The organism is Microbacterium paraoxydans (genome assembly GCF_020524545.1).
Classification (GTDB): Bacteria; Actinomycetota; Actinomycetes; order Actinomycetales; family Microbacteriaceae; genus Microbacterium; species Microbacterium paraoxydans_C.
Genome location: NZ_JAIVLG010000004.1, coordinates 285264 through 306860, shown reverse-complemented (window position 1 = coordinate 306860; position 21597 = coordinate 285264). Strand labels below are relative to the sequence as shown.

20 protein-coding genes and 1 tRNA gene are annotated in these 21597 nt (G+C 67.4%); 12 read left to right on the top strand and 9 right to left on the bottom strand.

What is annotated here, in order from left to right; all coding sequences use genetic code 11:
• Nucleotides 1–32 precede the first annotated feature (32 nt).
• The 3 genes from LC041_RS10605 to LC041_RS10595 form a co-directional block, all read right to left on the bottom strand.
• Nucleotides 33–920: a TIGR01777 family oxidoreductase gene (locus LC041_RS10605; protein WP_226533061.1), complete on the bottom strand. Its 888-nt coding sequence runs from the start codon at nucleotides 918–920 to the stop codon at nucleotides 33–35.
• Nucleotides 921–999: 79 nt separating this feature from the next.
• Entirely contained in the window at nucleotides 1000–1557 is a 558-nt protein-coding gene (locus LC041_RS10600) for a dihydrofolate reductase family protein (protein ID WP_226533060.1), read from the bottom strand.
• 55 nt (nucleotides 1558–1612) lie between these two features.
• A tRNA-Val gene (locus LC041_RS10595) sits at nucleotides 1613–1685 on the bottom strand.
• A 153-nt stretch (nucleotides 1686–1838) separates the two neighbouring features.
• Between LC041_RS10595 and aceE the strand changes: the two genes are divergently transcribed.
• The 6 genes from aceE to LC041_RS10565 all read left to right on the top strand — a co-directional run bounded on the left by aceE (nucleotide 1839) and on the right by LC041_RS10565 (nucleotide 9461).
• A complete protein-coding gene (gene aceE / locus LC041_RS10590) occupies nucleotides 1839–4565 on the top strand; it encodes a pyruvate dehydrogenase (acetyl-transferring), homodimeric type (protein ID WP_226533059.1) in 2727 nt (908 codons plus the stop codon).
• A gap of 31 nt (nucleotides 4566–4596) precedes the next feature.
• Nucleotides 4597–5793: a PucR family transcriptional regulator gene (locus LC041_RS10585; protein WP_226533058.1), complete on the top strand. Its 1197-nt coding sequence runs from the start codon at nucleotides 4597–4599 to the stop codon at nucleotides 5791–5793.
• 97 nt (nucleotides 5794–5890) lie between these two features.
• The gene (locus tag LC041_RS10580) at nucleotides 5891–6811 is read left to right on the top strand and encodes an ACP S-malonyltransferase (RefSeq protein WP_226533057.1); all 921 of its coding nucleotides are present in this window, start codon (nucleotides 5891–5893) and stop codon (nucleotides 6809–6811) included.
• Nucleotides 6808–7809, top strand: a complete 1002-nt coding sequence (locus LC041_RS10575) for a beta-ketoacyl-ACP synthase III (protein ID WP_226533056.1) — start codon at nucleotides 6808–6810, stop codon at nucleotides 7807–7809. Before LC041_RS10580 ends, LC041_RS10575 begins: the two co-directional genes overlap by 4 nt.
• A gap of 68 nt (nucleotides 7810–7877) precedes the next feature.
• Nucleotides 7878–8126, top strand: coding sequence for an acyl carrier protein (locus LC041_RS10570; protein ID WP_017202249.1), 249 nt, complete (start codon nucleotides 7878–7880; stop codon nucleotides 8124–8126).
• Nucleotides 8127–8222: 96 nt separating this feature from the next.
• A complete protein-coding gene (locus LC041_RS10565) occupies nucleotides 8223–9461 on the top strand; it encodes a beta-ketoacyl-[acyl-carrier-protein] synthase family protein (protein WP_131491155.1) in 1239 nt (412 codons plus the stop codon).
• A 172-nt stretch (nucleotides 9462–9633) separates the two neighbouring features.
• On the opposite strand, the gene yczE is transcribed toward LC041_RS10565, so the two are convergent.
• Entirely contained in the window at nucleotides 9634–10299 is a 666-nt protein-coding gene (gene yczE / locus LC041_RS10560) for a membrane protein YczE (RefSeq protein WP_226533055.1), read from the bottom strand.
• A gap of 94 nt (nucleotides 10300–10393) precedes the next feature.
• Here yczE and yczR point away from each other — a divergent pair, with 94 nt between their 5' ends.
• Nucleotides 10394–11797 carry a MocR-like transcription factor YczR gene (gene yczR, locus LC041_RS10555; protein ID WP_226533054.1) on the top strand — a complete coding sequence of 468 codons (1404 nt, stop codon included), beginning with the start codon at nucleotides 10394–10396 and terminating at the stop codon, nucleotides 11795–11797.
• Nucleotides 11798–11937: 140 nt separating this feature from the next.
• Here yczR and LC041_RS10550 read toward each other — a convergent pair whose 3' ends face one another.
• Nucleotides 11938–12441 (bottom strand): DUF3145 domain-containing protein, encoded by a 504-nt coding sequence (locus LC041_RS10550; protein ID WP_017830431.1) that lies wholly within the window; start codon nucleotides 12439–12441, stop codon nucleotides 11938–11940.
• A 183-nt stretch (nucleotides 12442–12624) separates the two neighbouring features.
• Nucleotides 12625–13398: a hypothetical protein gene (locus LC041_RS10545; protein ID WP_226533053.1), complete on the bottom strand. Its 774-nt coding sequence runs from the start codon at nucleotides 13396–13398 to the stop codon at nucleotides 12625–12627.
• A gap of 125 nt (nucleotides 13399–13523) precedes the next feature.
• On the opposite strand from LC041_RS10545, the gene LC041_RS10540 reads away from it, so the two are divergent.
• The 3 genes from LC041_RS10540 to LC041_RS10530 are packed head-to-tail and all read left to right on the top strand — an operon-like array spanning nucleotide 13524 to nucleotide 17166.
• On the top strand, nucleotides 13524–15578 hold the full coding sequence (locus tag LC041_RS10540; RefSeq protein WP_226533052.1) for a DUF262 domain-containing protein: 2055 nt from the start codon (nucleotides 13524–13526) through the stop codon (nucleotides 15576–15578).
• Nucleotides 15575–16828 (top strand): alpha/beta fold hydrolase, encoded by a 1254-nt coding sequence (locus LC041_RS10535; protein ID WP_374197665.1) that lies wholly within the window; start codon nucleotides 15575–15577, stop codon nucleotides 16826–16828. The genes LC041_RS10540 and LC041_RS10535 overlap by 4 nt, the downstream gene beginning before the upstream one ends.
• A 56-nt stretch (nucleotides 16829–16884) precedes the next feature.
• The gene (locus LC041_RS10530) at nucleotides 16885–17166 is read left to right on the top strand and encodes a hypothetical protein (protein ID WP_226533050.1); all 282 of its coding nucleotides are present in this window, start codon (nucleotides 16885–16887) and stop codon (nucleotides 17164–17166) included.
• A gap of 79 nt (nucleotides 17167–17245) precedes the next feature.
• Here LC041_RS10530 and LC041_RS10525 read toward each other — a convergent pair whose 3' ends face one another.
• The 3 genes from LC041_RS10525 to glgA form a co-directional block, all read right to left on the bottom strand.
• Complete coding sequence (locus tag LC041_RS10525) at nucleotides 17246–17503, bottom strand: type B 50S ribosomal protein L31 (protein ID WP_047520045.1); 258 nt, start codon at nucleotides 17501–17503, stop codon at nucleotides 17246–17248.
• Between the two features lie 91 nt (nucleotides 17504–17594).
• Entirely contained in the window at nucleotides 17595–18380 is a 786-nt protein-coding gene (locus tag LC041_RS10520) for an ABC transporter ATP-binding protein (RefSeq protein ID WP_226533049.1), read from the bottom strand.
• Between the two features lie 17 nt (nucleotides 18381–18397).
• A complete protein-coding gene (glgA, locus tag LC041_RS10515) occupies nucleotides 18398–19582 on the bottom strand; it encodes a glycogen synthase (protein WP_226533048.1) in 1185 nt (394 codons plus the stop codon).
• Nucleotides 19583–19628: 46 nt separating this feature from the next.
• Here glgA and LC041_RS10510 point away from each other — a divergent pair, with 46 nt between their 5' ends.
• Together LC041_RS10510 and serB are read left to right on the top strand one after the other, a co-directional pair.
• Nucleotides 19629–20870, top strand: a complete 1242-nt coding sequence (locus tag LC041_RS10510; RefSeq protein WP_226533047.1) for a glucose-1-phosphate adenylyltransferase — start codon at nucleotides 19629–19631, stop codon at nucleotides 20868–20870.
• A 49-nt stretch (nucleotides 20871–20919) separates the two neighbouring features.
• Nucleotides 20920–21555: a phosphoserine phosphatase SerB gene (serB, locus tag LC041_RS10505; protein WP_226533046.1), complete on the top strand. Its 636-nt coding sequence runs from the start codon at nucleotides 20920–20922 to the stop codon at nucleotides 21553–21555.
• Nucleotides 21556–21597 lie beyond the last annotated feature (42 nt).

The following is a 21597-nucleotide window of genomic DNA, read 5'->3' as shown; positions in this document are numbered from 1 at the left end:
CCGCTGCGGGAGGGGCGACGCCGTCGGAAATGTCACAAAGCGGCGGCGACCGCCTGCGCGACGGTCGGATGAGTGAACACGAAGCCCGTGCGCTCCAGAGCCCGCGGCCGCACATCGGCGTCCGGGAGCAGTAGCGAATCCGCCGCGTCACCGAGAGCGAAGCGCAGAGCCCACGCCGGAGCGGGGAACCAGAACGGCCTGTGCATGCGGGAGGCGAGTTCCCGGCCGATGTCGTTCGCGGAGGCGGGCGCGGGTCCCGTGAGGTTGACCGGGCCCGCGAGCTTCTTGTCGAGGACATGGCGGATTCCCCTGACCTCGTCGTCGAGCGAGATCCAGGGCCAGATCTGCGATCCACGTCCGAGGGGGCCGGATACGCCGAAGCGGGTGAGCTGGATGAGCGGCCTGAGCACGCCGCGCCGGTGGATCACTGGGGCAGTGCGCAGCAGCGCGACCCTGGTGTGGTCCTGTGCGCGTCGAGCTTCGGCCTCCCAGCGCACGGTGAGGTCGGCGAGAAACGTCTGTCCAGCCGCGGACTCCTCCGTGAGGATCTCGCCAGGGGCGGACCCGTAGTATCCGACCGCGGAAGCCGAGACCAGTGCCGGCGCGTCCGACCGAAGAGCACGCAGGGCCGTCGTGATCGTACGTGTCGTCTGGAGCCGCGAGTCCACGAGTTCAGCACGATAGCGACGCGTCCAGGGCAGACGACCGACGCTCGCGCCACCGAGGGCGACGACGGCTTCTGCACCGGCGAGCACGTCCGGATCGAGCGGGTACTCCCCTGGCGCCCACTCCACTTCGTCCCCGGTGCGTGGTGCACGCCGGACCAGAACGGTGACGTCGATGTCAGCGCTGCGCAAGGAAGAGACGAGAGCCGAACCGATCAGGCCCGAGGCCCCGCTCACGACGATGCGTCGCGCCATATCCTGCAGCTCCCTCCCCTTCGATCGCCGAGCGTGTGGTTCGTCCAGCGTACGCCGCCTCGGCGACGCCCCGTCTACGTCAGTCCGCGCGCCGGTAGTGCAGAGCGATCGCGCCGTTGCGGAACGACGTCGACGACACCAGAGCAAGGCGTCGAGTGGCAGGCAGCCCCCGCTCGTACAGGGTGGGGCCGTGGCCTGCGATGAGCGGATGCACGAGCAACCGGTACTCATCGATCAGGTCGAGCCGGTCGAGTTCGGTCGCCAGCATGCCGCTTCCGAGGAGGACCCCATCGCGCGTCTCTTCTTTGAGCCTCTGCACTCCGGCGCGAAGGTCGCCGTCGATGCGATGGCTGTTGGTCCACGGGAAGTCCTCGCGTGTGGAGGAGACAACGTACTTGGGCTTCGCCTCCAAGGCGACGGCCCAATCCCGCAGCGCCGACGGTGCATCCGTCTCGCCCCGCGCGACGGCGGGCCAGGCATCCTCCATCAGCTCGTAGGTGGTGCGTCCCCAGAGCATCGCGCCGGACTCGTCGAGGAGACGGGTGAAATAGGCATGGGTCTCGTCGTCGGCGATCCCCACCTCATGATCGACGCAGCCGTCGAGGGTGACGTTGATGCTGAAGGTCAGAAGTCCCATGCCGGGAGCCTAGGTCCGCGGCGCGGTGACCGCTACTGTCTCACGGTTCTCTCGGTGGGCCCTGCCGGGATCGAACCGACGACATCCACGGTGTAAACGTGGCGCTCTACCAGCTGAGCTAAAGGCCCTGGTGCCGACAGTCTATCGGGAGGCCGATGCGCACCCGTGTCGTGGAAGAGGGATAGGCTGAATCCGGCGCGCGTTGTGCACAGCTGACAAGGCTGCCCGTGTCGCTTCCCGTTTCCTTGGCATGACCTGCCAGCTTGACGAAAGGTTCCCCCGTGACCGTGCACGACCAGGATCCGTACTCCCAGGGCCCCCTCGACAGCGATCCGGAAGAGACCGGCGAGTGGCAGCAGTCCCTCGACGAGCTGGTGGATGCCAAGGGCCACGGCCGAGGCCGCGAGATCATGCTCAGCCTGCTCAAGCGTTCCAAGGAACTGCACCTGGGCGTCCCGATGGTCCCGACGACGGACTACATCAACACCATCGCCCCGGAGAACGAGCCCGAATTCCCGGGCGACGAAGAGGTCGAGCGCCGCTACCGGGCCTGGATCCGCTGGAACGCTGCGATCACGGTGCACCGTGCACAGCGCCCCGGAATCGGCGTCGGCGGTCACATCTCGACCTACGCCTCGTCGGCGGCCCTGTACGAGGTCGGCTTCAACCACTTCTTCAAGGGTGCCGACCACCCCGGTGGCGCCGACCAGATCTTCATCCAGGGCCACGCCTCCCCCGGCACCTACGCGCGATCGTTCCTCGAGGGTCGTCTGACCGAGGACCAGCTCGACGGCTTCCGTCAGGAGAAGTCGCACGCGCCCAACGGCATCCCCTCCTATCCGCACCCGCGTCTGATGCAGGACTACTGGCAGTTCCCGACCGTGTCGATGGGCCTCGGCCCGATCAACGCGATCTACCAGGCGATGTCGAACAAGTACCTCGAGAACCGCGGCCTCAAGGACACCTCGCAGTCGCATGTCTGGGCGTTCCTCGGCGACGGCGAGATGGACGAGGTCGAGAGCCGCGGCCAGCTTCAGGTGGCAGCGAACGAGGGCCTGGACAACCTGACGTTCGTGGTGAACTGCAACCTGCAGCGTCTCGACGGTCCGGTGCGCGGCAACGGCAAGATCGTCCAGGAGCTCGAGTCGTTCTTCCGCGGTGCGGGCTGGAACGTCATCAAAGTCGTCTGGGGCCGCGAGTGGGACGACCTGCTCGCCCGGGACACCGAGGGGGCGCTGCTCAACCTGATGAACGTCACCCCCGACGGCGACTACCAGACGTACAAGGCCGAGTCCGGCGCGTACATCCGCGAGCACTTCTTCGGCCGTGACGAGCGTGCCGCCGCTCTCGTCAAGGACTACTCCGACGACGACATCTGGAACCTGAAGCGCGGAGGCCACGACTACCGCAAGGTCTACGCTGCGTTCAAGGCCGCGACCGAGCACAAGGGCAAGCCCACCGTCATCCTCGCCAAGACCGTCAAGGGCTACGGCCTCGGTCCGCATTTCGAGGGTCGCAACGCGACCCACCAGATGAAGAAGATGACGCTGGACAACCTCAAGACGTTCCGCGACGCGATGCACATCCCGATCACGGATGCGCAGCTCGAGGAGAACCCGTACCTGCCCCCGTACTACAACCCGGGCCCCCAGGACGAGACGATCCAGTACATGCTCGAGCGTCGCCAGGCACTCGGCGGATTCCTTCCCGAGCGCCGGTCGACCCATGTGGGTCTCTCGTTGCCGGACGACAGCGCTTACGCGCTTCCCAAGAAGGGCTCCGGCACGCAGGAGATCGCCACGACCATGGCTTTCGTCCGTCTGCTGAAGGATCTCCTCCGCACGAAGGACTTCGGCCACCGCATCGTGCCGATCATCCCCGACGAGGCGCGCACGTTCGGCATGGACGCGTACTTCCCGACGGCGAAGATCTACAACCCGAACGGCCAGCACTACACCTCGGTCGACCGTGAGCTGCTCCTCGCCTACAAGGAGAGCCCGCAGGGGCAGATCGTGCACGTCGGCATCAACGAGGCAGGCGCCGTCGCGGCATTCACCGCAGCGGGCACCTCCTACGCCACCCATGGCGAGCCGCTCATCCCGATCTACATCTTCTACTCGATGTTCGGCTTCCAGCGCACGGGCGACGCCCAGTGGGCAGCGGGCGACCAGATGGCCCGTGGGTTCATCATGGGCGCGACGGCCGGTCGCACCACCCTCACGGGTGAGGGACTGCAGCACGCCGACGGTCACTCGCACCTGCTGGCCGCCACCAACCCGGCGACGCTCTCGTATGACCCTGCCTACGGCTACGAGATCGCGCACATCGTGCGATCCGGCATCGAGCGAATGTACGGTGGCGAGCACGAGGACCCGAACGTGATGTACTACATCACGCTCTACAACGAGCCCCTCGTACAGCCTGCCGAGCCGGAGAACGTGGATGTGGACGGCATCGTCCGCGGCATCCACCGTGTGTCCGTCGGCGAAGGCGACGGCCCCCGTGCCCAGCTGTTCGCGTCGGGCGTCGGACTGCCGTGGGCGCTCGAGGCGCAAGAGCTCCTCAAGAACGACTGGGGCGTGATCGCCGACGTCTGGTCCGTCACGTCCTGGACCGAGCTGCGTCGCGACGGCCTCGCCGCCGACGAGCACAACTTCCTGCACCCCGAGGCCGAGCCTCGCACCGCGTATCTCACCGAGAAGCTGCAGGGTGCCGAAGGTCCGGTCGTCGCCGTGAGCGACTTCATGCATGCCGTGCAGGACCAGATCCGCCCGTGGGTTCCGAACCGGTTCGCCACGCTCGGCGCCGACGGCTTCGGGTTCTCCGACACCCGTGCCGCCGCGCGCCGCTTCTTCAAGATCGACGGACCGTCGATCGTGGTACGCACACTGCAGTCGCTCGCCGAAGAGGGCACGGTCGACCGTTCGCTCGCGGCCCAGGCGATCCAGAAGTACAGCCTGCACGACGTGAACGCGGGAACCAGCGGTAACGCGGGCGGCGAAAGCTGAGCCCTCGGTGACAGGATCCTCTTCTTCCGGCATGGACAAGGCCGCGACGCTCACCTGGCTGCGCCGGATCTCCGGTGACATCGCCTCGGTGACGATCAAGCGGCTGGAGGACACCCTTCCGTGGTACGCCGACATGCCACCAGCCCGCCGCTCCGCGGTCGGGCTGGTGGCCCAGGCGGGCATCACGTCGTTCATCCAGTGGTACGAGGACCCCACCTCCACCCCGTGGATCGCGGCCGATATCTTCGCCGCCGCTCCGCGCGAGCTGCTGCGCAGTGTCAGCCTCCAGCAGACTCTGCAGCTCATCCGCGTGACCGTCGAAGTCACCGAGGAGCGCGTCGCCGGACGGGGGAATGACCTCCGCGAGGCGATCCTGCTCTACTCCCGCGACGTCGCCTTCGCCGCGGCCGACGTGTATGCCAGGGCCGCTGAGGCCCGAGGCCTCTGGGATGCACGCCTCGAGGCGCTCGTCGTCGACTCGATCCTCACCGGAGAAGCAGACGAGGAGCTCCCGAGCCGTATCGCAGCACTCGGATGGCATGGTCACGGCGAGGTCGCTGTGCTCGTCGGAACCACACCCCCGCAGTTCGACGTGGATCTCGTCCGCCGAACCGCCCGGAAGCTCGCCGTCGACGTCCTCATCGGTGTTCAGGGTTCCCGTCTCGTACTGGTCCTCGGACGCGCACGCGCCGAGGGACAGGAGAGCGAGGAGGACGAGCTCGGGTTCCAGGAGATCGCCTCCCGCCTCGAACCGTCGTTCGGGCCTGGCTACGTCGTCCTCGGGCCCGCCGTGGCGGCGCTCGTGGATGCGAGCCAGAGCGCTCGCGCCGCCCTTGCCGGCTTCGCGGTCGCGCGCGCCTGGCGCGGTGCTCCGCGCCCCGTCGAAGCCGATGATCTGCTTCCCGAGCGCGCACTGGCAGGCGATCCGCTCGCCAAGCAGACCCTGATCGAACGGATCTTCCGGCCCTTGCAGGCGCACTCCACCGATCTGGTCACCACGCTCTGGAGCTACCTCGACAACGGACGCTCCCTCGAAGCGACGGCACGTGAACTCTTCGTGCACCCGAACACGGTTCGCTATCGCCTCAAGCGAGTGAGCGAGGTCATCGGGTGGGACGCCACAGGTCCGCGCGAAGCGCTCATCCTGCAGACCGCCCTCATCCTCGGTTCCATCGGCGCTGCCGAACAGGTGCGCAGACGACTGCCGCAACGACGGCCGCAGCGCTGATCCCTCACCGGTCGTCTGTACGCCACACACAAGCGTTCTTCGGAATCTTGTGATGGATCATCCACCACGCTGCCGCGATCGTTGGCAGACTGGGTGGGTGATTGTCGTCGTATGCCCAGGTCAGGGCTCGCAGACCCCCGGTTTCCTCGCTCCTTGGCTCGAGCTCGACGGAGCGGCTGAGCGCCTCGCCGCGTACTCAGACGCTGCAGAGATCGATCTTCGCGAACACGGCACGGTCTCCGACGCCGACACGATCCGCGACACGCGCATCGCGCAGCCCCTGATCGTCGCAGCCTCCCTGCTCGCCGGTGATGCCCTCGCGCAGAAGGCGGGCCGGCGCGCCGATGGCATCGCCGGGCACTCCGTCGGTGAGATCGCCGCGCTCGTCGGCAGCAACGTCCTCGACGCCGAAACCGGTATGCGCCTCGTCGGTATCCGCGGCCGCGCGATGGCCGATGCTGCAGCGCACGAGCAGACCGGCATGAGCGCAGTGCTCGGTGGTGACGAGGACGCCCTCTTGGCGCGGCTCGCCGAACTCGACCTCTCCCCCGCGAACTACAACGGTGGAGGACAGATCGTCGTCGCCGGCGCGCTTCCGGCTCTCGCCGCTCTCGCCGAGAAACCCCTCAAGGGAACCCGTGTCGTTCCGCTGCAAGTCGCCGGCGCATTCCACACGCGATACATGGCCTCCGCCGTCTCCGTCCTCCGCGACGCGGTCGACGACGTCACTCCTGCGAACCCTGACATCACGCTCTGGACCAACCGCGATGGCTCCATCGTCGCCGATGGCGCCCAGGCGTTGAGCTTCCTGGTCGACCAGGTCTCGTCGCCGGTGCGCTGGGATCTGTGCATGCAGTCCTTCGCAGACGCCGGTGTCACCGGAGTCATCGAGCTCGCCCCCGCGGGCGCACTCGTCGGCCTCGCCAAGCGCGGCCTCCGGGGCGTGCCGACTGTCGCTGTCAAGACCCCCGAAGACCTCGATGCAGCCGTCGCGCTGCTGAACGGAGAAGCCGCATGAGCGCCACGCTCGCCCAGGTGACCGGACCGGCATACACGCGCATCTACTCGTACGGTGCCGCCCGAGGCGAGAACGCCGTGCCGAACGACGATCTGATCGGCCCGATCGACTCCAGCGACGAGTGGATCCGCCAGCGCACCGGGATCATCACCCGTGTACGCGCCGACAAGAGCACGGATGCGATCGACCTCGCGACCGCGGCGGCAGCGGAGGCGATCGAGAAGTCCGGTGTGCCAGCCGATCAGGTCGACCTGGTGATCGTGGCGACCATCAGCAACCCGAAGCAGACGCCGTCCGTCTCGGCGATCGTCGCCGACCGGGTGGGAGCCAACCCCGCCGCAGCCTACGACATCAACGCCGCCTGCGCGGGGTACGCCTACGCGGTCGCCCAGGCCGATGCCCTGATCAAGGCCGGCGCGGCGCGCTACGCGCTCGTGATCGGCACCGAGAAGCTCTCCGACATCGTCGATCCCGCTGACCGCAGCATCTCCTTCCTGCTCGGGGATGGCGCGGGCGCGGCACTGATCGGCCCGAGCGACACCCCCGGCATCGCGCCGGCGGTGTGGGGCTCCGACGGCTCCAAGGCGGATGCCGTGGGCATGAATGCGACCCTGACGGAGTTCCGCGACGGTGAGGTACCGTGGCCGACGCTCCGCCAGGAGGGGCAGACCGTCTTCCGCTGGGCGGTGTGGGAGATGGCCAAGGTCGCCCGCGAGGCGCTCGACAAGGCGGGTGTGGAGCCCGCGGACATCGCGGCGTTCATCCCGCATCAGGCCAATATGCGCATCATCGACGAATTCGCCAAGCAGCTGAAGCTCCCCGAGACGACGGTGATCGCCCGCGACATCGAGACCACGGGCAACACGTCGGCCGCGTCCATCCCGCTCGCGAGCCACCGGTTGATGGCCGAGCATCCCGAGCTTTCCGGCGGACTCGCCCTGCAGATCGGCTTCGGAGCAGGACTGGTGTTCGCCGCGCAGGTCGTCGTCCTTCCCTGAGAATGCGCTGAACTTCCCTAGACTGTTCCACGGTTCCGAATACAACCCGTAAGAAAGAGGAAGACCACATGGCTTTCACCAACGATGAGGTCCTCGCGGGCCTCGCAGAGCTCATCACCGACGAGACCGGCATCAACGCCTCCGAGGTCGCGCTGGAGAAGTCGTTCACCGACGACCTCGACATCGACTCCATCTCGATGATGACCATCGTCGTCAACGCCGAAGAGAAGTTCGGTGTCACCATCCCCGACGACGAGGTCAAGAACCTCAAGACCGTCGGCGACGCCGTCAACTTCATCGTCGCGGGCCAGGAGTAATCCCGGCAGGATGCCACCCCCGCACCTCGCGGGGAGTGGCATCCTCCGCCTTGCCCTCCCCCCGTTCGACTTCGTTTCGACAAGGAACCACACCCCATGACCAAGCGCATCGTCGTCACCGGCATCGGCGCCACCTCCGCCATCGGCGGAACGGCCCCGGAGAACTGGACGAACCTGCTGGCCGGCATGTCCGGCACCCGCACGCTCGAACACGACTGGGTCCAGCAGTATGAGCTGCCCGTCACCTTCGCCGCCGAGGCGATCGTCCGCCCGGAAGAGGTTCTCCCCCGCCATGAGGCGAAGCGCCTCGACCCGTCCTCGCAGTTCGCACTGATCGCGGCACGCGAGGCGTGGGCGGATGCGGGCACCCCCGAGGTCGCCCCCGAGCGACTCGGTATCGACTTCGCCACCGGCATCGGCGGTCTCTGGACCCTCCTCGATGCCTGGGACACGCTGCGCGAGAAGGGTCCCCGTCGGGTCATGCCCCTCACGGTGCCGATGCTCATGCCCAATGCGGCCGCCGGCAACCTCTCCCTGCAGTTCGAGGCCCGCGCCTACGCGCAGACCGTGGTGAGCGCGTGCGCCTCGAGCACCGAGTCCATCATCCACGCGTACCACCACCTGCAGGACGGTCTCGCCGATGTCGTGATCGCCGGTGGTACCGAGTCGGCGATCCACCCCATCACGATGGCCTCCTTCGCCTCGGCGCAGGCATTGTCGCGCCGGAACGACGACCCGGCCCATGCCTCGCGCCCCGGCGCGATCGACCGTGACGGCTTCGTCATGGGCGAAGGCGCCGCCGCGCTGATCCTCGAGACCGAAGAGCATGCCAAGGCTCGCGGCGCCAAGATCTACGGCTACGTTCTGGGCGGCGGAGTCACGGCCGACGCGTACCACATCACCGGCAACGACCCTGAGGGCAACGGCGCAGCCCGTGCCGTCACGCAGGCGCTCGAAGAGGCGGGCATCACCGCCGACCAGGTGACGCACATCAACGCGCACGCAACGTCGACCCCGGTCGGCGACCCCAACGAGTACGTCGCGCTCAAGAAGGTCTTCGGAGACCGCATCGATGAGATCCCCGTCTCCGCCACGAAGGCATCCACCGGTCACCTGCTCGGCGGCACCGGCGCGCTGGAGGCCATCTTCTCGATCCTCGCGCTCCGCGACCGTGTCGCACCGCCGACGATCAACATGACCGAGCCGGACCCCGCCGTGCCGTTCCGCCTCTCGGGCGCACCGACGGCGCTCGGCGACGGTCCGCAGATCGCCATCAGCAACTCGTTCGGCTTCGGCGGACACAACGCGGTTCTCGTCGTCGCCAGCGCCGACTGACGCCGCCCTGTAGCGAGAGGCCCTCCGGGATCCCGGAGGGCCTCTCTTCACGCATACGTGGGAATCCGGCGGATGGTCGTCTCGCGGCTACCGGTGACGCAGACGTGCGCCGATCATGCACGTCTCGAGCGCACCTCGATGCCGGGCGGATCGCTCAGACCGCTCGCATCGCTCAGACCGGTCGCAGCGCCCCGAGTCGCCGCGAACGGGCCTCGCGCCTTCGAGTGAGATGCGGGAGGAACACCCCAATCAACGGACCGACCCCGAACGCGAAGAGCACCGTACCGACGCCCACAGGCCCTCCGAGGACGAACCCGATCACCAGGACGCTGCCTTCTATCACGGTGCGCACGAACCAGACGGCCCACCCGGTGCGCCGAACCAGACCGGTCATCAGCCCATCGCGCGGACCGGGGCCGAAGTCGGCAGCGATGTAAAGACCCGTCGCGAACGCCAACAGCACCAGCCCGAAGATGAACATCGGGGCCCCGATCCATACCGAGGAAGGTTCCGGGATCAGCAGCAGCGCGAGGTCGGCGCTCGGCCCCACCAGGAGCGCGTTCAACAGAGTCCCGAGCCCCACACGCTGACGCAACGGGATCCACAGCAACAAGACCACGATCGAGACGAGCACGGTCATGGCGCCGTAGCCGACGCCGGTTCGACCGGACAGACCGAGCGCCAGGACATCCCACGGCGCCACCCCGATACCGCCGCGGACCATGAATCCGAGCGCGACCCCGTAGAGGAACAGGCCGAAGACGAGTTGAACGAGACGCTCGACGAGGTCCCTGCGGGAGGAAGCCTGGATGGGGAGCAGGACGGCACGGAGGAGCATGCTTCCACTCTGGCGTGCCGACGCCGTGGGACGCGGAGGCCACTGGCGACAAGTGGCCTGCCTATACGAGTCCAGTTTGCGTCATGCTGGAGACATGGGATCGCGACTCGTCGAACAGCTCGGAGCACACAACGTGGCCGGTGTCGCTGCGACCGTGCTCGCCAATCGCATCCGTGCGCTGGTTCTCGACGGCCGGTTGACGGTCGGTGAACGCCTGCCCAGCGAACGCGCCCTCGCACGGGAGCTACATCGGTCGCGCTCGACCATCACCCGCGCATACGGCCTGCTGGAGGGCGACGGCTACGTCACCCGTCTGCACGGGGGCAGCACGCGCGTCGCCCTGCCCCACGATCACGCGGCCCCCGGCGTCGACTCTGACGATACGGCCATCGACCTCTCCATCGCGTCCATGGACTCCACGCCAGGGCTCTATGACGCCACCGTGCGTTCGCTTCCCCGACTGGCCGCACTACGCAGCACGAGCGGGTACTCGCTCCAGGGACTGCCGGAACTCCGGGACGCCGTCGCGCAGCGGTTCCGCGAGCGCGGAGCACCGACGGCGGCGGAGGAGATCATCATCACCTCCGGTGCTCTCAACGCGGTCAACCTGATCCTGACGGCGATCGGCCGACGGAGCGAGAGAGCGCTCGTCGAGCAGCCGACCTTCCCCCACGCCCTCGAGGCGCTGCACCGCCACGGGTACCGCCTGGTTCCCACACCGGTCGACGTCGACGGATGGGATACCCGGCACCTGAACGAGACGCTGCTGAGCGCGCGCCCTCACGTCGCCTACCTGATCCCCGACTTCCACAACCCCACCGGAGCCACCCTCCCGGACGAGGACCGGCAGCGCGTCGTGACGACCTCGCGAAACGTCGGTACCCACCTGATCGTCGACGAGACGACCACCGAACTCGACATCGACCGGGGGTGGTCCCCCACACCCATGGCCGCAAGCGGACCCAATGTCATCACCGTCGGATCTATGTCGAAGATCGCCTGGGGAGGCATGCGGATCGGATGGATCCGCGCCGAACGTTCCGTCATCGCGCGGCTGCTCGCGGTGCGCCCCTCCTTCGAACTCGGCACCGCGCTGCTCGAGCAGTGCATCGCGATGGAGTTGCTCGCCGAGATGCCCGCCCTCACCGCTCACGTACGCCGACGTCTGCGAGCAGGACGCGCCGCCGTCGAAGCAGGAGTCGCCGGCATCCCCGGCTGGCGCATGCCGCGGACACCGGGCGGACTCTCGGCCTGGGTCGACATCGGCGGCCCGCTCTCCACCGCCCTCTCGCTCGCCGCGCGCGAACGGCAGCTGATCCTGCCGCCGGGCCCACGATTCACCACGGGAGGCGTTCTGGAGCGACGGCTGCGCCTGCCCATCACTCTTCCGCCCGACCGCGCGGCCGAGGCGATGACACGACTGGCTCAGGCCTGGGACGATGTGCGCGAGGGGACGGCCGCCCGCACCGACGAGCTCGAGCACATTGCCGTGATCTGATCCGGACGACGAGGACCCCGCCTCCCTTTCCGGGGCGGGGTCCTCATCGTGCGGGGTGGGGATACGTCTTCTCAGCGTCCGGGATGATTCACCGGCATCCGATACTCACGCCTCCCCGCCCCCGGTCTCTGGCGTCGGAACTATCCGACCTTGTGGAGCCACACGACCCTCGCGTCGTCGCTCGCGTGCCGGAAGGGCTCGAGCTCCTCGTCCCAGGCAGACCCGAGCGCGATGTCGAGTTCTCGCTGCAGTTCCACTGCGCTCCCCGCGGCGATCTCCATCGCGTAGCGGATACGGTCTTCACCGATGACGATGTTCCCGGCCGCGTCGGTCTGCGCGTAGTGGATCCCGAGATCCGGCGTGTGCAGCCAGCGCCCGCCGTCACTGCGAGGGGTCGGGTCCTCGGTGACCTCGAAGCGGAGATGCTCCCAGCCGCGGATCGACGTGGCGAGGGCAGCTCCGGTGCCGACGGGACCGTCCCAGTAGAACTCGGCGCGGCGCGCGCCGTCCAGTACGGGCTGCTCGGTCCAATCGAAGTTCACTGCACGCCCGATAGCGCGACCCACCGCCCATTCGAGGTGCGGGCAGAGCGCGCGAGGCGCGGAGTGGATGAACACCACTCCGCGTGCGTAAGCCGTCGCCATGATCTCTCCGTTTCATCAGGTGCGTCTTCCCCAACGACCTGAACCACGAAGTGGCGAGAATATGCGGTTGTGCGCCCATTCTCGCCGAGTTCGCCCGAAATCACAAGCATGTCATTCACGACGAAGGCCCCGGCCACAGGGACCGGGGCCTTCGGACCTCACTCGGTCCGGAGTCTGACGAGATCAGGCCTCGCTCATAGCCTGCTTCACCTGCTGGCCCTTCGCGGCGTAGTACGCCGCCCGAGCGGCGTCCTTGCGCGCCTGCTCGGCGTATCCGAACTCGAGGGTCTCCTGGTCGACCTCGTAGTTGGGCACGTCGTCGGTGCCGTGGTACTTCTCGATGTAGGCGTCGAGCTCGGGACCCGAGGTCCACGACGTGATGAGGCAGTAGCGCGGCTCGCTGCCGTTGTGCGTCGCCGCGTGCCACAGACGCTGCGTGTCGACGATGAGCTGCGCACCTGCCGGGAGGGCGATGCGGTACTCGATGCTCGGGTCGGTGCGGTTCTCACGAAGGACGAAGTAGCTGTCCTTGTCGTCCGTCAGGTTGAAGAACCCGCGCACGACCCAGCCCGTGCCGTCGGGGTTCAGACGGTTGTTGTCGTCCTGGTGCAGGTTGTAGAGGCAGTCGCCGTAGGGCGTCGGCTGCAGCTCGATCACGCGGCAGCGGCCGACGTTGGCACCGGGCTCCTGCGCGCGACGCGTCAGGTTCGGGGCCTTCTCGATCTGCGAGTCGATCCAGACGCCGTCCTTGTCGGTGCGCGGCGGCTTGTGGTTCCAGAAACCGTTGCACTCGATGTCACCGAAAGCGCTCGCAAGCGGAGCGAACCGGGTGTCGCCCGACGACTTCCAGTCGTTGTACTCGATGTCGAGCCACTCCTTGGGGTCGAGCTCCTGGTTGTAGCTGTCGAGGACGACGAATCCCTTGTCCTCGAGGGCAGCGGACTTGATGTAACCCATGATCGAGTCATGTTCCTTTCATCGGGGGCCAGCACGTTTTAACAGGCCCTGATAAGGCAAGCCTAACAGCGAAGCCTCCGCCCCCTTCGGAGGTCGGCCGTGCATAACCGAATAGACTGTTCGTGGTGCCAGGCGAAGTCTCGGCATCCGTCGCCACGGGAGGACGAGACACCAGCATGAGCACCGCGACCAACGTCGAGGCGACAGCAGTCAACACGATCGAATGGCTCGCGGCAGATACGTCGACCATCGTGGTTCCCGTCTATCAGCGCCAATACCGGTGGGACATCGGCGGCTGCGAACGGCTCCTCTCCGATATCCGTGCCGTCGCGCGGGAGGACGACGCGCACCGTCACTTCATCGGGTCGATCCTCTCCGCGCAGGACGGCGCATCGGCGGAGCCCGACCTCATCCTCATCGACGGCCAGCAGCGCATCACGACGCTCATGCTCCTCGTGGCCGCTCTGCATCATGCCATCCGCGACACCGATCCCGTGCTCGCCTCGTCACTCGAACGTGTGCTGGTGCGCTCCGATGATCCGGAACGCACCAAGCTGCGCCCCCACGACGCCTGGGCTGAGCTCTACGAGTCAGTCGTACTCGATCGTCGCGACGACGCGGATCGGGAGTCTCGCTTCGACGACAACTACGCCTTCTTCCGCAGCCAGGTCCACGCGGACGAGGTCCCCGTGATCTGGCGGGGACTGCAGCGTCTCGAGCACGTCTCGATCACTCTCGGCGCTGAGGCGAACGCACAGCAGATCTTCGAGAGCCTCAACTCGACCGGCGAGCCCCTGCGCGATCACGAACTCATCCACAACTACATCCTGATGGGCCTCAGTCACGCGGAGCAGGTCGACGTCGAGGCGCGCTACTGGATTCCCATCGAACACCACACGGGAGAGGCGATCGGAGCGTTCTGGCGGCACTATCTCGTCCTCGTGACCGGGCGCGAGGTCGCCGCGAACGGCGAGCACGGCGTGTACAGCGCCTTCCGGCAGTCGTTCCCCCGTGTCGACGTCGCACATCTCCAGGCCGACGCCGAGGAATGGCGGCACTACGCAGAGATCTACGGCATCCTGCTGGACCCGACGCTCGATCCGGACCCGGAGATCGCTCGGCAGCTGGGCTATGTCGCCACCTTCGGCCGCGCTTCTGCCCCGTTGGTGATGAACGCCTACAGCGACCACGTCCGCGGTCGCATCGACCGCACGGAACTCATCGAGACCCTGGAGTGGCTGCAGGCGCTGCACCTCCGTCGGGCGCTGGTCAATCTCCCGGCCGAACGCCTCATCGCGCGCCTCTGTCGTGCGCGTCGCGACGGACGAGACGCACTCGCACGTGCCTTCGCTCGCATCACCCCGTCCGACGAGCGGGTCAGCGCGGTCCTGAAGTACAGTGAGCTCCCCCACCCCGCCTATGTCCTCGGGCGTCTCGAAGGGGTCGACGACGTCGACGCGTACGACATCGAGCACATCGTGCCGACCGTTCCGGGCGACGTCTGGTCAGGCGACGGTGAACGCCCCTGGAGCGAGTACTCCGAAGACGAGCAGAACAGCCACAGGGCGCTCGCGCCGACCCTCGGCAACCTGACCCTGCTCGAGCAGCCGTTGGCCGAGCGGGTGTTCGGTGCTTCCTTCCCGCTCAAGCGCGCCGAGGCCTACGCCCGAAGCGCCGTGCCCGCGACGCGCGACCTCGCAGAGATCCCCACCTGGGGCACGGCGTCGATCACCCAGCGCACCGTCGCCCTCACGTCCGAGCTCGTCCGCATCTGGGCGCGCCCCGCTTTTCCGGAGATCGACGACGACGGACTCACCCCGATCCTGGACGCGGTGCGGCGTCGCGGCTGGCCGACCGGCTGGGAGCGGGAGTTCGACTATGTCGAGTACCGCGGTGAGCGCTGGGAGGTCCCCGACGTCAAGTACCTGTTCAACCGGGTCTTCCGCCGCGCCTGGACCGACACGAGAGACGCAGCCCTGGGCTATTGCGCCGCACACGGCGGACCGATCTACCAGGACAGGGCGTGGAAGGGACAGTGGGACCAGCTCGATGAGGACCACTTCCTCTACATGGGCTGGGACTCCAACTACATGATGACCGCTGTGCAGGGCGTACTCGAGGAGTCGGGCATCGCCTCGGAGGTCTTCGTCAAGTACTCCTACATCGGGAACGTGATGTGACCATGAACACGATCGTCCGCCGGCTGCTGGACCTCACCATCGAGGACCACACCCTCACCGTCCCCCTCGTGTGGGATGACGCGTCCGACCAGCGCACGATCGACGTCTTCGCCCGGGTGGTCACCCGCGCCGGTGGTGAATCGCTCCCCTATCTGGTCTTCCTCCAGGGCGGGCCGGGCCACGAGGCTCCGCGTCCGTTCCACGCGTCGACCTCGCCCGCGTGGCTCGACGACGCGCTCGCGCACTATCGGGTGGTGCTCCTCGATCAGCGTGGCACGGGACGATCCACCCCTGTCGGAGACCACGACCTGGAACGCGGCGCGGAGGCCGTGGCCGAGCATCTCACCCACCTGCGCGCGGATGCGATCGTGCGCGACTGCGAGGCCGTGCGCGAGCACCTGGGTGCCACGACCTGGAGCGTGCTCGGACAATCGTTCGGCGGCTTCACGACCCTCGCGTACCTCTCCACCGATGCTTCCTCGCTCGAAGACGTGTTCATCACCGGCGGCCTCAGCGCGGTGGGGCGCCACCCGGACGACGTGTACGCGCTCTGCTACGACAAGATGCGCGACGCCTCGGAGCGCTACTACCGCCGCTTTCCCGAGCATCGCGACGCGATGCAGCGCCTCGTCGAGCTGGCGGACGCCGGAGACATCGTCCTGCCCGACGGAGAAGTCGTCTCCCGCTCGCGGCTGCGGTCCCTGGGATCCGCCCTCGGCACCGACGACGGCTGGCAGACGGTGTGGTCGATTCTGGAGCGTGATCCGTCCTCCAACGCGTTCCGGTACGACCTGATGCACGCGATGCCCTTCGACGGCCGCAACCCGCTCTACTTCGCCTTCCACGAGTCGAGCTACGCCGACGGGCACGCCACGCGGTGGTCGGCTGAGCGCACCGAGCCCTCCGACTTCCGCGACGACCCGACGCTTTTCACCGGCGAGCACATCCGTCGCGAGTGGACCGAGACGGTGCCCGCTTTCCAGCCATGGCGCGACGTCACCCTCGCGCTCGCGGAGCACGAGTGGCCGAGCATCTACGACGCGGACGCGATCGCCTCATCCGGAGCGACGGGAGCCGCCGCGGTCTACGTCAACGACGTCTACGTCCCGATGGAGTTCTCCCTCGAGACCGCACGCCTGCTTCCCGACGTCAAGCTGTGGGTGACGAGCGAGCACGAGCACAACGGACTCCGCACCGGACCGGTGCTGTCGCGCCTGATCGATCTGGCCCACGGACGACGTCTGCGCTGACCGGCTCCCCCTCGAGGCGGATGCCCTCGGCCCCGCCCCCGCTTACCCTGGAGCACATGGATCAGGGTGTGGGCGTGATCGTGACGGTCGGAGTGCTGCTGCTCCTGCTTTCCGCCGTGATCGTCGCGATCGCCTTCGGGTTCTCGCGGATACCGATCGAGAAGAAGTACGAGACCGGTGGCGGCGGACTCGGCGGTGCGTTCGATGCCGTCTGGTCGCTGTCTGCGCATGAGGCGGGTATCGAGCGCGACCGTCAGACGCAGCGGACGGCCCCGGCACCATCCCCGGGCGATCCTCCGGACACGATCGAGGACGGCCGGATCCGGCTCGACCTCTGACGACCGGATACGACGCGCACGACCGAACGCAAGAAGGCCCCACGCTCCGAGGAGCCTGGGGCCTTCTTCATGGCAGTCGTTACTTGGACGAGCCGCCGAAGCCCTTGAAGCGCTGGTTGAACTTCTCGACGCGGCCAGCCGAGTCCATGATGCGCTGCTTGCCCGTGTAGAACGGGTGCGATGCCGAGGAGATCTCGACGTCGATCACCGGGTACTCCACACCGTCCAGCTCGATGGTCTTGTCGCTGGTGACGGTCGAGCGGGTGAGGAACGTCTCGCCCGAGCCGAGGTCGCGGAACACGACTGCCTGGTAGTCGGGGTGAATGTCAGTCTTCATGGGATTCCTTAGTTGCTGCCCTGGATTGTGCCAGGGACGAGGGAAGTCTGCGGTGCAGAGAGCACCAAGGGTCGATTCTATCAGACGCTGATCATGCAGCTGCGCGGGCGGCGTAGCGGCCGTCTTCGCTGCTGAGCACGATGGGCATGCCGAACGCATCGGTCAGCGCCTCGGCAGTCAGCGTCTCCGCGATGGGACCTGCGGCGACGACGGAGCCTTCACGGATCAGCATCACGTGCGTGAACCCCACGGGAATCTCTTCCACATGGTGGGTGACCATGAGCATCGCCGGAGTGGTCGGAGACGACGCGTATCCGCTGAGCAGCGCAAGGAGCTCCTCCCGAGAACCGAGGTCGAGGGATGCCGTCGGTTCGTCGAGCAGCAGCAGTTCGGGATCCGTCATCACGGCGCGCGCGATCTGCACGCGCTTCTGCTCCCCATCGCTCAGAGTTCCGAAGGTGCGGTCTGCCAGGTGGTCGAGGCGCCAGTCGCCGAGAACGCGGAGGGCACGACGCTCGTCGATGTCCTCGTAGTCCTCGTTCCAGCGGCCGAGCACCGAGTAGGCGGCGGTGAGCACGGTGTTGAGGACCGTCTCGTCACGAGGAACGCGCTTGGCCATCGCCGACGACGCGAATCCGATGCGCGGACGCACCTCGAACACATCGGTGCGCCCCAGGGTCTCCCCGAGGACGGTCACGGTTCCCGAGGTCGGGTGCATGAGCGTGTCGGCGAGCTGCAGCAGTGTCGTCTTGCCCGCGCCGTTGGGGCCGAGGATCACCCATCGCTGATCGTCGTCGACCTCCCAGGTCACGTGATCGATGATGTTGCGCCCCTCACGGCGCACGACGACGTCGGTGAATTCCAGAGCACTCGGCATGGTCCCAGCCTATCGGCTCAGGCAGTCAGCTCCGCGTAGAGCGCGCGCGTCGTCTCCGCGATCGACGCCCAGCTGAACTCACTGCGCGCACGCTCTCTTCCTGCCTCCCCGTAGGCGCGCGCGCGATCCGGATCCATCGCCACCTCGGCGAGCACGGCGGCGAGATCCGCCACGTAGCGGTCCGGATCGATCGGAGTACCGGTACCGTCCTGCATCTGCTCGATCGGCACGAGCCGACCCGTGCGCCCATCCGCGACGACCTCGGGGATCCCCCCTGTCGCCGTGCCGACGACAGCGGCACCACAGGCCATCGCTTCGAGGTTCACGATGCCGAGAGGCTCGTAGATCGAGGGGCACACGAACGTCGTCGCCGCGGTCAGGACCGCGGAGAGCTCGTCACGCGGCAGCATGCGCTCGATCCAGATCACACCGTCGCGGCTTCGCTGGAGGTTGCGCACCCCCTCCTGCACCTCCGCCATGATCTCCGGCGTATCGGGTGCCCCGGCGCACAGCACGAGCTGCACCTCGGGCGGGAGGAGCTGTGCAGCCCGGAGCAGATACGGCAGCCCCTTCTGCCGCGTGATGCGCCCGACGAAGACCACGGACGGTCGTGCAGGATCCATCCCGATCGATCTCAGGAATGCCGGGTCCTGCACCGGCCGCCAGCGCGCGACGTCTATGCCGTTGTGGATCACGCGCACTTTCGCGGGATCCACCTGGGGATAGCTCCGAAGGATGTCCTGCCGCATGCCGGCGCTCACAGCGATCACCGCGGCGGCCTCCTCGTAGGCGAGGCGTTCGATGCCGCTGGAGATGGCGTATCCCCCTCCGAGCTGCTCGGCCTTCCACGGGCGCAGTGGCTCGAGGCTGTGAGCGGTGAGCACGTGCGGGATGCCGTGCAGTTGAGAGGCGAGGTGCCCGGCGAAGTTCGCGTACCAGGTGTGGCTGTGCACCAGGTCGGCATCGGCGATGGCGGACACGATCTCGAGGTCCGTCCCCAGCGTCTGTAGCGCGGGGTTGGCATCGGCGAGCTCGGTGGGCGTGCGGTAGGAGAAAGTGCCCGCTTCTTCGCGCGGCGCCCCGAACGCACGCACCCGCACATCGACGTGCTCGCGGAGCGCAGCGACCAGTTCCGCGACGTGCACGCCGGCACCGCCGTAGATCGCGGGCGGGTACTCCTTCGTGATCATTTCGACTCGCATGTCTGAACGCTAGTACAGCAGCCGTGAACGCATCTATGGTGGAGCCATGTCCGCTCCAAAGAAGGTTTTCGGGATCATCCTCGCCGGCGGCGAGGGCAAGCGACTCATGCCTCTCACTGCGGATCGCGCGAAACCGGCCGTGCCGTTCGGCGGACAGTACAGGCTCATCGATTTCGCGATCTCGAACCTCATCAATTCCGGGCTGCGACAGATCGTGGTGCTGACGCAGTACAAGTCCCACAGCCTCGATCGCCATATCTCGCAGACCTGGCGCATGTCGGCTCTCCTCGACTCCTATGTCGCCTCGGTCCCCGCGCAGCAACGGCTCGGCAAGCGCTGGTTCTCCGGCTCCGCCGACGCGATCCTGCAGAGCATGAACCTGATCAACGACGAGAAGCCCGACATCGTCGTGGTCATCGGCGCCGACCACGTCTACCGCATGGACTTCCGGCAGATGCTCGAAGCCCACGTCGAGTCGGGGGCCAAGGCGACGGTCGCAGGCATCCGCCAGCCGCTCGCTCTCGCCTCGCAGTTCGGCGTGATCGATGCGGACGCGGAATCGGGCAGGATCAAGCAGTTCCTCGAGAAACCGACCGACATCGCCGGTCTGGAGGATTCGCCGCACGAGGTGCTGGCCTCGATGGGCAACTACATCTTCGACGCCGATGCGCTCATCGCGGCCGTCGAAGCCGATGGCGAATCGCCCACCTCCGGGCACGACATGGGTGGCGACATCGTCCCCTACTTCGTCGAGCGGGGCGAGGCCGGGTACTACGACATGAAGCAGAACGAGGTTCCCGGCTCCTCGCCGCGTGACCGCTCCTACTGGCGTGATGTCGGAACCATCGACTCGTTCTTCGACGCACACCGCGACCTCATCTCGACCCTGCCGGTGTTCAACCTCTACAACATGGAGTGGCCCATCCACTCGCAGGCGGTCAACTCACCTCCGGCGAAGTTCGTCCGCGACTCCGTCGGGCGCATCGGCAACGCGATCGACTCGATCGTGTCGCTCGGCTCCGTGCTCTCGGGGACCCATCTCGAACGCAGCGTCGTCGGACCGTGGACGCTCGCCGGTGGCGGGTCGACGATCACCGACTCGGTCGTGTTCGACCACGTCCAGGTGGGTCAGGGAGCCCGCGTGCATCGTGCGATCCTCGACAAGAACGTGGTGCTGGCCGACGGCGCGACGGTGGGCGTCGATCGGGAAAGGGACCTCGCTCGTGGCTTCACCGTGACGGAATCGGGCATCACGGTGGTCGGCAAGGGCGTCTTCATCGAACGCTGAAGACGTCACGCGGCGCGTCGACCCGCCGGGCGATGGATAGGCTCGACGAGTGACTGCTGCGCGATTCCTCGTCGTCCTCGATGCCGATTCCACCCTGATCCGCAATGAGGTGATCGAGCTGCTCGCTGACGAAGCCGGACGGCGCGACGAGGTACAGGCTGCCACGGAGGCGGCGATGCGCGGCGAGGTCGACTTCGCGACGAGCCTGCGTTCCCGGGTCGCCGCGCTGAAGGGCGTTCCGGTGTCGGCGTTCGAGCGCGTGCGCGCACGGATCGAACCAACCCCCGGTGTGCGCGAGCTCACCGCAGCCGTCCACGACCGCGGCGGTGTCGTTGGCGTCGTCTCCGGAGGCTTCCATGAGATCCTCGACCAGGTGGCGCCCGACCTGGGCGTGGACCGCTGGCGGGCGAACCGACTCGAGGTGGTCGACGGCTCGCTGTCCGGCCACGTCGACGGAGACATCGTCGACGGGGCGGCGAAGGCGCGCTCCCTCCAGGAGTGGTCCGCCGAACTCGGAGTGGCACCTCACGCGACGATCGCTATCGGTGACGGCGCCAACGATCTGGCGATGATGGCGGTCGCCGGGCTCGGGTTGGCGTTCAACGCGAAGCCGGCAGTCCGGGAGGCGGCACCCCTCGTGATCGGTCCGCAGGATCTCGCCGAGGTCATCGCACTGCTGCCGTAGTCGATCTCCTGGCGATTGTCCGAGCCCACCGCTACCGTCGGC

What these genes read in the sequence shown, in the direction of transcription:
- LC041_RS10605 (WP_226533061.1), bottom strand. Translation starts at nt 920, where the DNA reads ATGGCGCGACGCATCGTCGTGAGCGGGGCCTCGGGCCTGATCGGTTCG.
- LC041_RS10600 (WP_226533060.1), bottom strand. Translation starts at nt 1,557, where the DNA reads ATGGGACTTCTGACCTTCAGCATCAACGTCACCCTCGACGGCTGCGTC.
- LC041_RS10585 (WP_226533058.1), top strand. Translation starts at nt 4,597, where the DNA reads ATGGACAAGGCCGCGACGCTCACCTGGCTGCGCCGGATCTCCGGTGAC.
- LC041_RS10575 (WP_226533056.1), top strand. Translation starts at nt 6,808, where the DNA reads ATGAGCGCCACGCTCGCCCAGGTGACCGGACCGGCATACACGCGCATC.
- LC041_RS10570 (WP_017202249.1), top strand. Translation starts at nt 7,878, where the DNA reads ATGGCTTTCACCAACGATGAGGTCCTCGCGGGCCTCGCAGAGCTCATC.
- LC041_RS10565 (WP_131491155.1), top strand. Translation starts at nt 8,223, where the DNA reads ATGACCAAGCGCATCGTCGTCACCGGCATCGGCGCCACCTCCGCCATC.
- yczE (WP_226533055.1), bottom strand. Translation starts at nt 10,299, where the DNA reads ATGCTCCTCCGTGCCGTCCTGCTCCCCATCCAGGCTTCCTCCCGCAGG.
- yczR (WP_226533054.1), top strand. Translation starts at nt 10,394, where the DNA reads ATGGGATCGCGACTCGTCGAACAGCTCGGAGCACACAACGTGGCCGGT.
- LC041_RS10550 (WP_017830431.1), bottom strand. Translation starts at nt 12,441, where the DNA reads ATGGCGACGGCTTACGCACGCGGAGTGGTGTTCATCCACTCCGCGCCT.
- LC041_RS10545 (WP_226533053.1), bottom strand. Translation starts at nt 13,398, where the DNA reads ATGGGTTACATCAAGTCCGCTGCCCTCGAGGACAAGGGATTCGTCGTC.
- LC041_RS10530 (WP_226533050.1), top strand. Translation starts at nt 16,885, where the DNA reads ATGGATCAGGGTGTGGGCGTGATCGTGACGGTCGGAGTGCTGCTGCTC.
- LC041_RS10525 (WP_047520045.1), bottom strand. Translation starts at nt 17,503, where the DNA reads ATGAAGACTGACATTCACCCCGACTACCAGGCAGTCGTGTTCCGCGAC.
- LC041_RS10520 (WP_226533049.1), bottom strand. Translation starts at nt 18,380, where the DNA reads ATGCCGAGTGCTCTGGAATTCACCGACGTCGTCGTGCGCCGTGAGGGG.
- glgA (WP_226533048.1), bottom strand. Translation starts at nt 19,582, where the DNA reads ATGCGAGTCGAAATGATCACGAAGGAGTACCCGCCCGCGATCTACGGC.
- LC041_RS10510 (WP_226533047.1), top strand. Translation starts at nt 19,629, where the DNA reads ATGTCCGCTCCAAAGAAGGTTTTCGGGATCATCCTCGCCGGCGGCGAG.